Below are 15,869 nucleotides of genomic sequence, written 5' to 3' on the forward strand. Positions count from 1 at the left end.
AACAGAGGCCTATGCTATAATTTGATCAGAATGTAAGGTGGGAAGGTTGCCTTGATATACATATTTCAGGAAGGGAAGATCTGCATGAAGAAAAAAGTAAATCATCAAGCTGTATGGCTTGCTATAGGTGTTGCCATGGGAGTCAGCATTGGTATGGCTACGAAGCAACTTGGACTCGGGATTGCTTTTGGCTTGGCGCTTGGCATTGTGATTGGTTCGGTGGTTAGCAAACGTGCGGGGTCAGACTCGGAACATATGCTCAGCGAACATGTCCATGAATTGCATAAACCAGATGACTGGGAAGAAGCGCTTCATCGCTCGCAGGATCATCCGGTGCTTATCCTGAAACACAGCACGACTTGTCCAACCAGTGCGAGAGCGTACAGAGAGTTTATGGCGTTTGTAGGCACCCATGCATCAGATCCCAAACAACCTATGGACTACCGCATCGTCAAAGTGATTGAAAATCGCTCGTTGTCCCGCTACATTGCGGAAGAGACAGAGGTTCATCATGAGTCACCACAGGTGCTTCTGCTCGATCAGGGGCAAGTTGTCAAACATACCTCCCATGGCAAAATCACGAAGAAAAGATTATTGCAGTGGGCACAGAATCCATTTGGATAAAGGCCATTGAAATCAGGTTCACTTTAAAAATAACAAAAAAAATCATATCTTTGCATGTGGAATTCGATTAAAATATAACTTGTCTTCATATTCCTGAATCGGAGTGATCCATATGGAACAATATAAGTTCAAGTCGGAACATAGTCAGATGATTGTTGATGCTATTGTTGAAGGATACCATGACTATATTGAGCACCGTAAAGATCGAAAAGCAAATATGAAGATTAGTTCAGCGTTTGCCTGGACTAAGGGTAATTTTATCGAAAGCAAAATCGCAGATTATTGCATTGAACGCGGTGAACAAGGATTCACTCACAAAAAATCCAAAGCAGGTTTAACGTGGGATTACCTTCAGTTCACACACGAAGATTCAAAAGTTCTATTTCTGATTAAGAACGCTGCCTACTTTAACGAAAATAGTTTTTCCAGAGCTAAGATACCTGCGGCTGGAGATAACAAGGGTGCGTTCCGTACGTATTTACATGATCTTTCCAAGATTAATAAAGATTTAACATTCTCTCTAACCCAACCCATCCATACTGGACATGGTAAGGTCGAAAGAGTAGAGCAACTGTCTTTTCCCCTCTCAGAGAGTCAGGTTAGTCGTGTGAAAGAAGAACTTGAACATTTTGCATCTACGTATAATGAATTTCATATACTCACTTATGCCATTGATGATGCATACCAAATTTCGAAGGTTCAGCATTATCTGCCCAATCCGCATGATAATATAGCTTATTTTATAGAAGATTTGTCGGATCTGATCTCAGGTGCTGAGTTAAATGAGAGTGACCGTGAGGTACTTGCACCAGATATGGAAGATATCGTTGATCCGGCGGCTTATGATATTGAGATTTTGGAAGAAGAACAGCGGGGTTGATTCCTTGGTAGTTCGCAGTCCAGTAAGGAGGGAGCAGCATGTTCGTTGGTGAAAATTTGACCAATTTACGGATCATGCATGGATATTCGAGAAAGCAACTCTCCGAACAATTAGGTGTGACAGAACAAGCAGTCTGGCAATATGAAAATGCTTATACCTCTCCCAAAGTGCCAATTGTGAATGAGTTGAAACGCATTTTCAGTGTGAAAAGCAAGTATTTTTATGCAAAAGATATGTTAGCACAGCATATGAATTCCGCCAATATTGATGTTATGAACATTGCCTATCGTTCGAAAGTGATGAATGTGATATCCAAGACACAGACAGAAGCAAAGCATGTAGAATATCTGGACACGTTCATTAATTATATTACCGCTCAGATCAGCCTCCCTACGCTGAACATCATCAAGTTGCGGGAAGAGGCCATTGAATATATGAATCACTCAGATGATGATCGTGCGACTCAGATCCATTATGTTGCGCATCTTGCACGGAAACGGCTTAATCTGGAGCCATCTACGAATGAGAACCTGATGTTCTGGATTGAAAAAAGCGGTGTTTTCGTTTTTGAGAAAGCAATTGGTGAAGAAATTGATGCATACAGCCTTTGGACACGAAACGATCGTCCGTTTATCATACTGGGCAACATCAAACGTTCCGCGGTTCGTAGGAATTTCGATATTGCACATGAACTTGGTCATTTGTTGCTTCATTATCGTCTGGAGTTTGTCAATCTGGATCGAAAAGAACACAAATTGATTGAGAATGAAGCCAATCTGTTTGCGGGTGCCTTTTTGTTGCCTGAGGAAGAGTTTTCATTAGACATGAATGATATCACGCACAAGACAAATCCCGATCAATATCTCGACTTGAAAAAGAAATGGAAGACTTCACTGCAAGTGTTGGGATACAGAGCAGCACATCTAGGAATGATGGAAGCTAAGGATCATCGTAACTTTTATGCGGCGATGCACCGAAGAGGATATTTGGAAAGAGAGCCGTTCGATTCTACAATCCCGCTTCAAAAGCCGATGCGAATCAAAACCATTATTGACCTGCTCTCAAAAAAAGGTCTCATGGATATCCGTTATATGATTGAGGAGGATTGGAAAGTGGAAACTTCCTTCTTTCATCATATGACAGGAATAAACACGGACTTTTTTAACAAGTACATGACGGAGAAGCCACAAACTAGTATGCAAAATGTTAGGAAAATGCCTACACGTAGCTTCTGAAATGACTGGTAGGTAATAGATTGGCACGTAATGAAGTGTTTCGTATAAAAATGATGATAGACCCGTTCTTTTCAGCCTATTGCTGAGGAGGGCGGGTCTTTTTTACGCTTTTTTTACACCTGTGGAGGCATTTCTTTACCCCTTTTTTACAGCGTTTCGTATTACGATTTTACATGTAGCAGGTGCAGAGAACGGTAGAGAGAGGGAGGAAGGGCGCATGGTGAATGATGCCACGATGATTGGATTGGTTGTGCTGCTGTTTGCAGTGTTTTGGGGATTTGTGAGATTCTGCGAGAAGGCTTGAGGGTAGAGAGGGGGAAGCCAGATGATCGTCATCGGCATGATTGTGCTCGCACTGGTGATTTATCTCGGTTATGTGCTGGTGAAGCCGGAGAAATTCTAATGCTGGCGATGTGCGTAATACGGGAAAGAGGGAACGTCGAATAGGGAGGAAATGCGGATATGGGTATCGGTGTAGTGCAAGTAGCGGTGACGCTGCTTATCATCCTGCTGCTGGTGAAACCGGTGGGAAAATATATAGTGAACGTGTTTGATGGACAGCGAACGGGGTTGGATCGGATTTTTGGTGGACCGGAGCGACTGCTCTATCGAGTAATGGGAGTACGCGAGAACGAATCCATGGGGTGGAAAAAGTACCTCACGGCCGTTCTCCTCTCCAACTTTGTAATGTTGGTATTGATGTTTCTGGTGCTGCGGCTGCAAAAGTATTTGCCACTTAACCCGGATGGGATCGGCAATATGCCAGCGGCGCAGGCATTTAATACGGCCGTATCCTTCATGACCAATACGAACTGGCAGTCGTATACGGGCGAGAATGCCCTGTCGTATCTGTCACAGATGCTGGCCGTGACGTTTCCGATGTTTACGTCGGCAGCGACCGGATTCGCGGTGGCTATTGCGTTCATTCGCGGGCTGATAGGCCGCCGGGATGAACTGGGGAACTTTTACGTCGACCTTGTACGGTCGATTACGAGGATTTTTTTACCGCTGAGCTTCATCGTAGCCTTGTTCCTTGTATTCCAGGGGGTGCCTCAGACGCTTGCGGGAGCGGTGAATGCAACCACGCTGGAAGGCGCGCAGCAGACGATCACACGTGGACTGGTCGCTTCACTGGAGTCGATCAAACACATTGGCACCAACGGTGGTGGCTGGTTTGGAACCAATGCTGCACATCCATTCGAGAATCCGACGGCCCTGAGCAATCTGGTGCATATCGTCTGTATGATGCTGTTACCCACTGCACTGGTATACGCCTTCGGCTTGATGGTCAATAACCGGAAGCAGGGTTGGGCATTATTCGCAGCGATGAGTTTTCTTTTCCTTGTGATGTTGACCACCGTATTTGTCTCCGAATATCGCGGTGTACCCGCGTTGGATGCAGCAGGCCTTCAGGGCAATATGGAGGGGAAAGAGGTCAGGTTCGGCATACCCGAATCGGCTTTATTCACGGCAGTCACGACGGCGGCTACAACAGGTTCGGTCAACAATATGCACGAGTCGCTTACTCCGCTTGGAGGTCTGGTGTCACTGGCTCAGATGATGCTCAATAACGTGTTTGGGGGCAAAGGGGTAGGGCTGATCAACGGACTGCTGTATGTGATTCTGGCTGTGTTTATCTGTGGATTAATGGTGGGACGGACACCTGAGTTTCTGGGCAAAAAAATCGAGGGCAAAGAGGTGAAGCTCGCATCCATCGCCTTGCTCATTCATCCTTTGATTATTCTTGCGCCAACGGCAATCGCGCTTATGCGGCCCGAAGCCATTGCGTCCATCTCGAACGGGGGCATGCATGGCCTGACTGAAGTTCTCTATGCTTTTGCCTCGGGTGCAGCCAATAATGGATCGGCCTTTGCTGGACTAAATGCCAATACAGACTTTTACAACATCGCGATTGGTATCGTTATGCTGCTGGGAAGGTATGTTTCGATGATCGCCATGCTGGCTATTGCGGGTTCACTCGCTATAAAACGGGTTGTACCGGTAACCACGGGCACCTTGCGGACACACACACCTCTGTTTGCTGGCATTTTGGTCATGATGATCATTGTAGTCGGTGCGCTTACGTTCTTCCCGTCGCTTGCCCTTGGACCGATTGCAGAGCATCTGGCGATGATTCAATGAGGGATATGACAGGGGAGCAACAGAGGAATTGGTATGGTATAAGGACGTAACGTACGGAGGTGGCAGTGCACGATGAATGCAGTCGAACGAAAGAAGGAGCAGACGATGCAACACATGGATACAGAAATGTTTAGAACGAAGGGCAATGAGCCGGATAACAACCGAGGTAATATTCAACGTGATCCCGGATCGAAACGGTCGTTAAGCAAGGATATTATACTTCAGGCTTCACTCGATGCGTTTAAAAAGCTAAATCCGATGGTCATGATCAAAAATCCGGTCATGTTTATTGTCGAGGTTGGTACATTCATTACGCTCTTACTCTGCATCAATCCCGATCTATTCACCGCCTCCGAGGCTGGGCGCGGGTACAACATTGCCGTGTTTTTCATTTTGCTGTTCACGCTGCTGTTCGCCAACTTCGCGGAGGCACTTGCAGAAGGCAGAGGTAAGGCTCAGGCGGATACGTTACGCAAGACGAAGTCGGACACCCTGGCCAATCTGGTGCAGAAGGATGGAACAATCCGGCAAGTGTCTTCGACCCAGTTGAAAAAAGGAGATATGGTCCGTGTGGAAGTTGGTGAACTGATCCCGACGGACGGTGAAATTATGGAAGGCTTGGCCTCCATTGATGAATCAGCCATTACCGGAGAATCCGCCCCGGTCATCAAGGAAGCAGGAGGCGATTTCTCCTCCGTTACCGGAGGTACACGTGTCGTGTCCGATTATATCGTCATTCGTGTTCAGACCGATCCGGGTGAGTCATTCCTTGACCGGATGATCTCTCTGGTTGAGGGTGCACAGCGCCAGAAAACACCTAATGAAATTGCACTGACAACCCTGCTCGCCGTATTAACCCTAATCTTTCTGATCGTCATTCTCACGATGGTTCCGATGGCAAATTACCTGGGTATTCGACTGGATCTGGCGACATTGATCGCACTGCTCGTCTGCTTGATCCCAACCACAATTGGTGGATTGTTATCCGCCATTGGTATTGCCGGGATGGACCGTGTTACACAGTTCAATGTGCTCGCTATGTCAGGTAAAGCGGTGGAAGCAGCTGGGGATATCGACACGCTGATTCTGGACAAAACAGGAACGATCACATACGGAAACCGTATGGCATCTGAATTCATTCCAGTTCAGGGCATTACTTCATCAGAGATGACGCGGGCTGCTTTACAGGCTTCTGTGCGAGATGAGACCCCGGAAGGGCGTTCTGTTGTGGAATTGGCAGGCAAACAAGGCCAAAGTTGGTCTGAGACGGAGTATGCCAATACGGAAAATGTGGAGTTCACGGCAGAGACCCGGATGTCCGGTCTAAATCTAAGTGGCGGAATGAAGATCCGCAAAGGTGCGGTGGATGCGATCAAAAGATATATAACTTCCGAAGGAGGCCGTATACCGGGTGACCTGGATGAGATTGCAAATCGTATTGCAAAGGCCGGAGGTACGCCACTTGCTGTGGCCATCGATGAACGAATCTATGGTGTGATCTATCTGAAAGACACTGTGAAGCCAGGGCTGAAGGAGAAGTTCGCTGAGATGCGCGCCATGGGCATCAAGACCATTATGTGTACAGGTGATAATCCGCTAACCGCAGCGACCATAGCGCTGGAAGCGGGCGTGGATGATTTTATTGCCGAAGCGAAGCCCGAGGACAAGATTGCGGCGATCAAAAAAGAGCAGCAGGAGGGCAAACTCGTCGCCATGACGGGCGACGGTACCAACGATGCTCCTGCTCTGGCGCAGGCCGATGTGGGCCTGGCGATGAATTCGGGCACCATGGCGGCCAAAGAAGCGGCCAACATGATTGATTTGGACTCTGACCCGACCAAATTATTGTCAGTAGTCTCCATTGGCAAGCAGCTGCTGATTACACGCGGCGCACTCACAACCTTTTCGATATCCAATGATATCGCGAAATACTTTGCCATCATTCCAGCCATGTTTATTCTCGCCATGCCGCAGCTTCAGGCGCTGAATATTATGAATCTGGCTTCGCCACAGTCTGCGATCCTGTCGGCGTTAATCTTCAACGCCATTATTATTCCACTACTCATTCCCATCGCGATGAAAGGGGTTAAGTACCGGGCGATGTCAGCCGAACGACTGCTTGGTCGCAATGTGTTCATCTATGGCGTAGGTGGTGTGATTGTACCTTTTATCGGCATTAAGCTGATTGACATGGTTCTGTCGGGGATTCTTTAATGAGATAACAACGCTTATCAACATTATTCTTTTATCCTAATGAATTCAGGAAGTGATCTGTATGAACATGTTCTTGCCCGCCGTACGGTTATCCGTTGTGCTTATGCTGATATGCGGCTTAATCTACCCGCTTGTAACGACTGGTGTAGCCCAACTTCTCTTTCCTGCGCAGGCGAATGGAAGTCTGATTACGCAAGATGAGAAAATCATCGGCTCGTCACTGCTTGCGCAGGAAATACAATCGCCGGGGCTGTTCCAGCCCCGGGCATCGAATGCCAGTTATGACCCAACGGCTTCAGCCGGTTCAAATCGCGCCGTAGCTTCAGAGGAGTATATCAGCGAGATGAAGGAAAAGATGGCTCAGCTCCAGCAGGGAAACCCGGGACTGCAGCAGATCCCTGCTGATCTCGTGACGGGTTCAGGCTCTGGACTTGACCCGGATCTCTCTCCCGAAGCAGCTGAGGCACAGATCCCGCGCATTAGCGAAGCTACAGGGCTTAGTGAACAGCAGCTTGTGCAACTTGTAAATGAGCATACGGAAGGCCGGCAAATGGGTATATTCGGGGAGCCGCGTGTAAATGTAACGGCTCTGAATATGGCGCTGACAGCAGAACTGAAATAAAGGACGAATGTATTAGCCTGCTCACGATATATCGGGAGGGGCTTTCTCCATTTCTTTCTTCATATTTTTAAAGGAAAGGGGGAGTGGGACGGATGGAAGACAGCTTCAAGCGCAAGTCACCGGAAGAGATGTTGAAGATGATTACGAAGCTGCAGCAGGGTACGCTCAAAATCTACATCGGCCCAGTCAGCGGATCGGGCAAAACGTATCACATGTTACGAGAAGGGAATACGTTGCGTGAGCAGGGCATTGATGTGGTCATCTGCGCCGTGTCCACGATGCGCAGACCGGAAACGGTGGAGCAACTTGGCGCACTCGAACGGATTCCAAGCATTCACTGGTTACGCGAGAATGATGATGTAGAGATGAAGGACTTGAACTTGGATGCACTATTGGCGCGTAATCCGGAGGTTGTGCTGGTGGATGGTTTGGCACATCGCAACAGAGAAGGTGCTCGGTATGCTACCCGGCTGGAGGATATTCAGTTTTTGCTCCGAAACAACATCAGTGTCATGACAACGGTGAATGTGTATGAGCTGGAAGGGTATACCGAGCTGGCACGACAACTTACGGGGATCGCAGCAGAACATACGGTACCTGCCGATACATTGGAGCTTGCGGATGAAGTGAAGCTGATAGACGTCACGCCGGAAACGATACTGAGCCGTCTTGCAGAAGGTCATCTGAAGGGGCATGAGGGAGAAGCTGTATTTCGTCAAGGCAATCTGGGTATTCTGCGCGAACTGGCCCTGAGATTGGTTGCGGAAGGGGTGAATGAATCCCTGCGTGAGCATCGGGAGGAGATGGGAATTACCGTCACAACAGGCATCATGGAACGGATTCTGGTGTCCACGCAATATCATTGGAATGGCTCCATCTATATCCGGCGTGGACAACAGATTGCCAAACGATTGAATGGTGATTTGTGCGCTGTGGTTTTTCGGAATATGAAGCAGCCATTAACCAAGGAGGCAACCGTATTTCGGCGTAATATGATCAAGTTGGTGGAGAAGTTTGGCGGCCATATGGAGGAACTGTCTATATTACATCGTCGCAACATCCCGTCTACGCTGGCGCGTTATGCCATGGAGCACCAGATTACCCGGATTGTGCTGGGACACTCCCGGCGTACGCGCTGGCAGGAACTGTGGCAAGGGTCCGTTGTTAACTCGCTGTTACGCAGATTACGTGGTGTTGATCTGTTTCTGGTTGCTGATCGAGCAGCCCGGGAGGGTGAACGTGTGGTTCCGGCTAAAGTTAACGACGTGGAGTCGCTGACATACCGCAGACTAAGCGAGCAGGAAATGAAGGAACAGATTGGCCAGATTCAGCGAGGCACATTCAAAATATATATCGGAGCCGCACCAGGTGTAGGCAAAACCTACATGATGCTTCGGGAAGGCAATGATTTGCTCCGCAAGGGCATCGATGTGCAGATCGGCTTGCTGGAGACACATGGACGGGCAGAAACCGTGGAGCAGATGGGCAACCTGTCTGTGATCCCTCGCGCGCAGCGCGTTTATCAGGGAACTCGTCTGGAAGAGATGGACACGGAGGCCATTCTGCATCTTTGCCCAGAAGTGGTGCTTGTGGATGAACTGGCGCATACGAATGTACCCGGGAGTGTCCGGCAAAAGCGTTATGAAGATGTTCTGCTCCTGCTGAATGCAGGCATCTCGGTGATTACCACAATGAACGTACAGCATCTAGAAAGTCTGAATGATGCCGTTGAACATATTACCGGTGTTCGTGTCCGCGAGACCGTACCCGATCGGATCATTCAGATGGCGGATGAGGTGCAGTTGATTGATGTGGCGCCCCAGGCCTTGCGGCAGCGCATGAGGGAGGGTAAAATCTATGCAACTGCCAAGGTCGAGCAAGCCCTTGCGAATTTCTTCAAAATCGGCAATCTGATTGCCTTGCGAGAACTTGCCCTGCGCGAGCTGGCGGACGATGTCGATGAACGGCTTGAAGCACAGCAGGCCAAAATTGCACTTCGAGGACCTTGGCGCAGACAGGAAGCAGTCTTTGTATGTGTAAGCAGTGATCGTCATGCCGAGCGGCTGATCCGGCGCGGATTCCGTATGGCTTTTCGTCTAAAAGCCATCTGGCATGTACATCATATCCACATCGGCGAGTCCATGAGTGACGAAGTGAAGTGCCATTTGGAAGCCTTGGAGCAACTGACGATTCGGCTTGGTGGTCAATTTCATATTCATCACAGTCCAAGGCTGCGCGATGTACCTGGGATGTTGGCAAGAAAGGCATCGGAGGCGAGAGCAACCCAGTTGGTGGTCGGGCAGGCAAGACGGGTATGGTGGCTGAATGGCTACCGCGGCTCAGGCTCGGTGGTCAACCGACTTGTACGCTTGTCGCGGCATCTGGATATATTGATCGTTGCAGATTACGATTATGAACTGAGCGGGATGTGAATGGATGTTGTCTGAACGAATAAAAAAAGAAACGCGGGCATCCCATGGGAAACGGGTTCCGGAATATGTATGGGTGACCCTCGGGGTGACGCTGTTAACCTTGCTGCTTCATGCCATCGGCATGAGTGGTGATTTGGTTAATGTAGCGCTGATATACCTATTTCCCGTACTGGTGAGTGCCGTGTATTGGGGAATGGGACCAGCTATATATGCCGCGAGTTTTAGCGTCATTATGTTTGACTTCTTTTTTGTACCACCATATCTGAGCTTTACGGTTGAAGATCTGAGATATCTCATCTCCTTTGTCGTGTATCTTGCGGTGGCGATCCTGACGGCGAGTCTTGCGGGTCGATTGAGACAACAACTGGAGATGGTAAAATCACGTGAGGCCACGACTAACTCCCTGTACGCATTGAGTCGTCAGATGACAGCCATTACGGATCTGAATACGTTGCTGGTTAACATTGCAACCCAAGTATCGCTTACCCTGGGTAAGCCGGCGGCTGTGTATCTTCCGGATAAACAGGGGGATCTGCTGGTTACAAGCTCTTCTGCATCCGCATCAGAAGGGGAAAAGGATGGCTGGGGAGATGGAGAGTCGGAGATTGCCATTGCCAAATGGGTGTATCATCACGGACAGATCGCGGGTAAAGGATCATCCGCTTTACGGGAATCTCCCGGACTTTACGTGCCGCTACGCACAGAGGAGCAGATTCATGGCGTGCTCGCCGTGAGCATGGACGCTGGCGAGATTCATGAGCAGCAAGAACAGCTTCGTCTGCTGGAAGCATGCGGAGGTCTGGCGGCAGGTGCCATTGCCCGAGTGAAGCTGGCGGAAGAGGCCCGATTGGCGCAGATCACTGCCGAATCGGAGCGCATACGCACAGCGCTGCTGGACTCTGTTTCCCATGAATTGCGTACTCCCCTAACCGCCATTATCGGCTCGGCTACGGGATTGTTGGAGAATGATACGCTTTTTACACCCGAGGATCGGAGAGAATTAACAGGCAACATTCGGGATGGAGCCTTGCGTATGAATCGTCTCGTCACGAATCTGCTGGGTATGGTTCGGCTGGAGAGCGGCATGTTGCAACTGAATCGGAAATGGTGTGACGTGGGGGACATGATCAGCGTTGTACTGACACAGGTTCGGGAATTCAGTCCGCATCGTAACATTCAAGTTGAACTGCCTGATGATCCGGCCTTCATTTACGGAGATGAAGTATTACTGGAGCAGGTACTGGTCAATATCGTCAGTAACGCCATCAAATATTCACCCGATGAGAGCCTGATTGTCATCACTGTGACAAGTGATAAGAGTCCAAGTCAATTGACGATCGTGGTAGCTGATCAAGGCATCGGTATACCGGAAGCGGAAAGAATACGTATATTTGATAAGTTCTATCGCTCGGAGTCGACTCAGCATGTCACAGGAACGGGGCTTGGTCTGGCGATCTGCAAAGGCATTGTGGAAGTTCACGGAGGTACCATTGTGGCAGAGCCGAATCCGGGCGGGGGAACGAGAATGCGCATAGATATTCCCATGGAGGCTCACGGATCACGGTTTCCCTATTCAGAACAAGGAGAGGTTGAAGAATAACATGAATGCACCGCTAGGGGCTCGCATACTGGTGATCGATGATGAGCCGCAGATTCGCAAATTGCTCAAGGTCACCCTTCAGGCACACCAATTCGAACTCCACGAGTGCGGGGATGGCGAAGAGGGTGTTATTCAGGCCAGTATTGTACATCCGGATATGATCATCCTTGATCTTGGTCTGCCGGGCATGTCTGGCATGGAGGTACTTCGCCGGATTCGCGAATGGTCACAAGTGCCAATTATTGTGCTGACAGCGAAGGATCAGGAGGGAGACAAAATTGCCGCGTTGGATGGTGGTGCAGATGATTATGTAACCAAACCATTCGGCATGGGTGAGTTGGTCGCCCGTATTCGGGTGGCGCTTCGTCATGTAGCCAAAACGACGGATGAGCCAATACTACGCTTCGGATCACTCACGATTGATCTGGCCCAAAGGCAGGTGGAACTGGAGGGGACTTTGGTCAAATTAACCCCAACGGAATATGAGATGCTGAAAGTGCTTGCCTCCAATGCAGGGAAAATCATCACCCAGCGTCAGCTTTTGCAGCAAGTATGGGGAGGGCATCATCATGAGTCTGACAGTCATTACCTCCGGGTATATGTGGGACATCTGCGTAAAAAATTAAAGGAAGATCCGACGAATCCCCGATATATTCAAACGGAGCCTGGCATTGGTTATCGCTTTTTGCTTCCTGCAGAATAAGGTTTAATGGAGCGGGGCGTTTCTTATAAATGATGTGATGTACGCTTCAGCGGGTGAGCGCTATAGAACGAACAATACACCGTCCCCTTTAGCTGCAAAGGAAACGGTGCTTTTGTATTATGACGTGTATTTTGGCAACCAGTCGCCGTGAGCCTCAATCAACTCATCACACATCGCTACGATGTCATCGATAGACAGCTCTGCAGCTGTATGTGGATCAAGCATGGCGGCGTGATAGATATGTTCTTTTTTTCCAGTGATTGCCGCTTCAATTGTTAGCAGTTGCGTGTTGATGTTTGTCCGGTTCAATGCCGCGAGTTGTGGAGGCAGATCCCCAATGTACGTAGGGCTGATTCCTGATCCATCCACCAAACAAGGTACCTCAACACAAGCCTCGCGAGGCAGGTTGGTGATCAGTCCGTTGTTCATAACGTTTCCGCCAATCTTGTACGGGTTATTCGTCTCCATCGCTTCGATAATATGCGATGCGTATTCACGGCTGCGGGTATGTTCAATATTTTCGCTGGCAAACAGCTTGGTACGCATTTCTTTCCAGCCTTCAATCTGGTTCACACAGCGGCGTGGATATTCATCCAATGGAATGTTGAAGCGTTCAATCAACTCCGGGTAATTCCGTTTAATGAAGTAAGGGTGGTACTCGGCATTATGCTCAGAGGATTCCGTTACATAATAGCCAAAACGCTGCATCAGCTCATAACGAACCATGTCGTCATGCTGTTCCTTCTGTTTTTCCTTCGCCAGACGTTTAATCTCGGGGTACAGATCCTGCCCGTCTTTGGTAACTTCGAGCAGCCACGCCATGTGGTTGATCCCTGCAATCTTAGCCACAACATCTGTCTGATCGATCCCCAGTGCATCAAACAGATGTGGTACACATACCTGAACACTATGACACAATCCTACAGTTTTGATCCCACCATGCACATTCATGACGTTGGTAAGCACGGCCATCGGGTTGGTGTAGTTCAGGAACCACGCATCTGGACATACTTCCTGCATATCTCGGGCGAAATCCAGCATGACCGGAATCGTCCGCAAGTTACGGAAAATTCCGCCGATACCGAGTGTATCTGCAATCGTTTGACGCAGTCCGTATTTCTTCGGAATCTCGAAGTCTGTAATGGTGCATGGATCATATCCACCGACCTGGATGGCGTTGATGACATATTTGGCCCCGCGTAGCGCTTCTTTTCGGTCATGATATACGTTCACAACGCAACGACTTCCGAGTGAATGGGCCAGACTGGTCAGCAAACGCTCTGAATCACTCAGACGTTCAGCATCGATATCAAACAATGCCAGTTCAAAATCCTGCAGTGCTTCGGTCATCATGACATCACCCAATACATTTTTGACAAAGACGGTGCTGCCTGCACCTAGAAACGTAATTTTATTCATTTAAGTTTAACCTCCCTGAAAAATGTTGTACCCCAACTATAGGCCGATTCGGCACATATAACTATGGCTCAAACCCTTTCAAACATGGCATAATCCCATTTTTGTTCCCGCTTCCAACTAATATGGAAGCACTTTAGATGTTATAATATAAATAGACTAAATGAAGAGGTAAGCGGAAAGAAGTCAGGATGGAGGGCGGAAAATGAGTCGCATTGAGATGAATGTGGTTCCCGCAGGCTGGACACAGATGGAGCTGATGTTGTTGTTTTTCGGGTGGGAGGCATGTGATCCTGCGCATTATTGGGGACCCGGTGTACGTGATTCTTACATTGTTCATTACATCCATGAAGGACGGGGCACCGTGTACATGGGAGATCAGGAATACAAGCTTAGCGAGGGACAGGGTTTTGTCATTCTCCCGGACACACTCATTCATTATGAGGCAGATCCGAAGGAGCCCTGGACGTATTCGTGGTTTGGATTCAAGGGTGTACAAGCCAAAGCATTCATGCAACGTGCCCAATTGAGCCCGGAGCGCCCGATATATGATGCCCATGATACAAATACGATGGAACAGTTGTATACGGAGATGGTCCAGGCTTCTACGCGTCCGGGAGGCGATGTGATGAATCAGAGTCTCTTGTACCGCTTGATGGCAGAATTAATCTCTTCTTCGCCTTTGGAGGAAGAAATAGGGCAGCTTCTTTCGAGCAAAGATACGTATATCCGGCAGGCGGTGCAGTTTATGGAGAACAGGTACAGCCAGCGAACCTCCATTCTGGATATTGCCCAAGCTGTGGGGCTGGATCGCACGTATCTGTCGGGATTGTTCAAAGAGCGATATGGCATGTCGCTACAGTCCTTTTTTCTGGAGTACCGCATGAATCGGGCTGCCGAACTTCTTCATAATCCAGGGCTGTCGGTCAGTGAAGTGGCCCATTCTGTCGGCTATACGGACCCATTACTTTTTTCCAAGATGTTCAAGCGAGTGACGGGTGTGTCTCCAAAGGGTTCGAGAAATCGAGATTAGACGCATCTAGTGTTTCAAATTTAAAAGAAAAGTTTTGATCATTAAACGTCGTCCCCCGCTATACTGATACAGAAGTGTAATTGAATATGTAGAACTTGGTGCTTTGCCCGTCATGGTGGAAGCTTAATAGGGAAGTCCGGTGTGATACCGGCGCGGTCCCGCCACTGTAACAGAGGAGTCAGGTAGCGATAATCCACTGGTTTAAGCCGGGAAGGAGCTGCAAGTGACGATGATTCTGGAGCCAGGAGACCTGCCAGGTTTTACAAACACAGTAGTACCCTACGGGAGATAGGAAGGTGTTTAGAAAGCATGATTTTTTCTGGAAATCTGTTTGTTTAAGGCGTCCTCATCCAGTAACACGGAGATGGACGCCTTTTTGATAGAATTTATAAGTTTTCAGCGGAGCTGTGGACGGAGAAACATCATGGCACATACATAAAGTTTTGGGGAAGGACGTTAGAGCGTTTGAGCAGATATATCGTTAAACGACTATTACAACTAGTAATCGTAGTGTTGGACATCACGTTCCAGCTAAGCTACCTGTCTCCTGGAGAAAGTCTGTCAGGATAATACGGATGTGCGGGTTTTCTTTATAGTCTAAGTAAGGTTATAAAATGAGAATGATGCAAGAAGGGTTACGCCAGAAGTCCATAGATGACTTTCAGGATAACCCTTTTGTTGTATAACAGGCATGTTGTGTGTAGTTGGGATGTGACACCGGAATCACTTGTGAATGCTTTATCGTATGTGGTTCGGTGCACCTATGTCATTCAGTACACCATAGGTTTGCGCAGGCTGTATAGTACTCAGTCTGGCACTTCATGGCTATTTCATCATATATTTATTGATTGCTTCATTGGGTGATTATCGCTATAAAGACAGTCAGTCTATTTTGGAGAGGTACTCCGCATATAGACTCTTCTGTCCACATGTAGTTGGCTACATCTGCTTTGCCAGTCGTACTGACA

13 protein-coding genes and 1 riboswitch are annotated in these 15,869 nt (G+C 48.5%); of the genes, 12 read left to right on the plus strand and 1 reads right to left on the minus strand.

Features of this window, described 5'->3' with window-relative positions; translation table 11 throughout:
- Positions 1-84 precede the first annotated feature (84 nt).
- The 11 genes from ytxJ to MHI52_RS01295 all read left to right on the plus strand — a co-directional run bounded on the left by ytxJ (position 85) and on the right by MHI52_RS01295 (position 12,452).
- A complete protein-coding gene (gene ytxJ / locus MHI52_RS01245) occupies positions 85-624 on the plus strand; it encodes a bacillithiol system redox-active protein YtxJ (RefSeq protein ID WP_405158295.1) in 540 nt (179 codons plus the stop codon).
- A gap of 112 nt (positions 625-736) precedes the next feature.
- Positions 737-1,504 (plus strand): hypothetical protein, encoded by a 768-nt coding sequence (locus MHI52_RS01250; RefSeq protein WP_405158296.1) that lies wholly within the window; start codon positions 737-739, stop codon positions 1,502-1,504.
- 38 nt (positions 1,505-1,542) lie between these two features.
- Complete coding sequence (locus MHI52_RS01255; protein ID WP_405158297.1) at positions 1,543-2,739, plus strand: helix-turn-helix domain-containing protein; 1,197 nt, start codon at positions 1,543-1,545, stop codon at positions 2,737-2,739.
- A 121-nt stretch (positions 2,740-2,860) separates the two neighbouring features.
- On the plus strand, positions 2,861-3,043 hold the full coding sequence (locus tag MHI52_RS01260) for a hypothetical protein (protein ID WP_405158298.1): 183 nt from the start codon (positions 2,861-2,863) through the stop codon (positions 3,041-3,043).
- A 36-nt stretch (positions 3,044-3,079) separates the two neighbouring features.
- Complete coding sequence (locus tag MHI52_RS01265; RefSeq protein ID WP_353884092.1) at positions 3,080-3,142, plus strand: potassium-transporting ATPase subunit F; 63 nt, start codon at positions 3,080-3,082, stop codon at positions 3,140-3,142.
- 59 nt (positions 3,143-3,201) lie between these two features.
- Positions 3,202-4,881, plus strand: coding sequence for a potassium-transporting ATPase subunit KdpA (kdpA, locus tag MHI52_RS01270; RefSeq protein WP_405158299.1), 1,680 nt, complete (start codon positions 3,202-3,204; stop codon positions 4,879-4,881).
- A gap of 72 nt (positions 4,882-4,953) precedes the next feature.
- The gene (gene kdpB, locus MHI52_RS01275; protein WP_405158300.1) at positions 4,954-7,095 is read left to right on the plus strand and encodes a potassium-transporting ATPase subunit KdpB; all 2,142 of its coding nucleotides are present in this window, start codon (positions 4,954-4,956) and stop codon (positions 7,093-7,095) included.
- A 61-nt stretch (positions 7,096-7,156) separates the two neighbouring features.
- On the plus strand, positions 7,157-7,717 hold the full coding sequence (kdpC, locus tag MHI52_RS01280; protein WP_405158301.1) for a potassium-transporting ATPase subunit KdpC: 561 nt from the start codon (positions 7,157-7,159) through the stop codon (positions 7,715-7,717).
- Positions 7,718-7,809: 92 nt separating this feature from the next.
- Complete coding sequence (locus MHI52_RS01285) at positions 7,810-10,149, plus strand: histidine kinase (protein ID WP_405158302.1); 2,340 nt, start codon at positions 7,810-7,812, stop codon at positions 10,147-10,149.
- Positions 10,150-10,153: 4 nt separating this feature from the next.
- Complete coding sequence (locus tag MHI52_RS01290; protein ID WP_405158303.1) at positions 10,154-11,749, plus strand: ATP-binding protein; 1,596 nt, start codon at positions 10,154-10,156, stop codon at positions 11,747-11,749.
- 1 nt (position 11,750) lies between these two features.
- Positions 11,751-12,452: a response regulator gene (locus tag MHI52_RS01295; protein WP_405158304.1), complete on the plus strand. Its 702-nt coding sequence runs from the start codon at positions 11,751-11,753 to the stop codon at positions 12,450-12,452.
- A 117-nt stretch (positions 12,453-12,569) separates the two neighbouring features.
- Here the strand turns inward: MHI52_RS01295 and MHI52_RS01300 are convergent, their stop codons facing one another.
- Complete coding sequence (locus MHI52_RS01300; RefSeq protein WP_405158305.1) at positions 12,570-13,871, minus strand: alpha-glucosidase/alpha-galactosidase; 1,302 nt, start codon at positions 13,869-13,871, stop codon at positions 12,570-12,572.
- Between the two features lie 202 nt (positions 13,872-14,073).
- On the opposite strand from MHI52_RS01300, the gene MHI52_RS01305 reads away from it, so the two are divergent.
- Entirely contained in the window at positions 14,074-14,901 is an 828-nt protein-coding gene (locus MHI52_RS01305; RefSeq protein ID WP_047841510.1) for an AraC family transcriptional regulator, read from the plus strand.
- Positions 14,902-14,980: 79 nt separating this feature from the next.
- A riboswitch (cobalamin riboswitch) is annotated at positions 14,981-15,174 on the plus strand.
- Positions 15,175-15,869: the final 695 nt, after the last annotated feature.

Source organism: Paenibacillus sp. FSL H8-0283 (assembly GCF_045040675.1).
Lineage (GTDB): Bacteria > Bacillota > Bacilli > Paenibacillales > Paenibacillaceae > Paenibacillus > Paenibacillus amylolyticus.

Excerpts from the sequence above, each read along its gene's own strand:
- ytxJ (WP_405158295.1), top strand. The coding sequence starts at position 85 with ATGAAGAAAAAAGTAAATCATCAAGCTGTATGGCTTGCTATAGGTGTT.
- MHI52_RS01250 (WP_405158296.1), top strand. The coding sequence starts at position 737 with ATGGAACAATATAAGTTCAAGTCGGAACATAGTCAGATGATTGTTGAT.
- MHI52_RS01255 (WP_405158297.1), top strand. The coding sequence starts at position 1,543 with ATGTTCGTTGGTGAAAATTTGACCAATTTACGGATCATGCATGGATAT.
- kdpA (WP_405158299.1), top strand. The coding sequence starts at position 3,202 with ATGGGTATCGGTGTAGTGCAAGTAGCGGTGACGCTGCTTATCATCCTG.
- kdpB (WP_405158300.1), top strand. The coding sequence starts at position 4,954 with ATGAATGCAGTCGAACGAAAGAAGGAGCAGACGATGCAACACATGGAT.
- kdpC (WP_405158301.1), top strand. The coding sequence starts at position 7,157 with ATGAACATGTTCTTGCCCGCCGTACGGTTATCCGTTGTGCTTATGCTG.
- MHI52_RS01285 (WP_405158302.1), top strand. The coding sequence starts at position 7,810 with ATGGAAGACAGCTTCAAGCGCAAGTCACCGGAAGAGATGTTGAAGATG.
- MHI52_RS01290 (WP_405158303.1), top strand. The coding sequence starts at position 10,154 with ATGTTGTCTGAACGAATAAAAAAAGAAACGCGGGCATCCCATGGGAAA.
- MHI52_RS01295 (WP_405158304.1), top strand. The coding sequence starts at position 11,751 with ATGAATGCACCGCTAGGGGCTCGCATACTGGTGATCGATGATGAGCCG.
- MHI52_RS01300 (WP_405158305.1), bottom strand. The coding sequence starts at position 13,871 with ATGAATAAAATTACGTTTCTAGGTGCAGGCAGCACCGTCTTTGTCAAA.
- MHI52_RS01305 (WP_047841510.1), top strand. The coding sequence starts at position 14,074 with ATGAGTCGCATTGAGATGAATGTGGTTCCCGCAGGCTGGACACAGATG.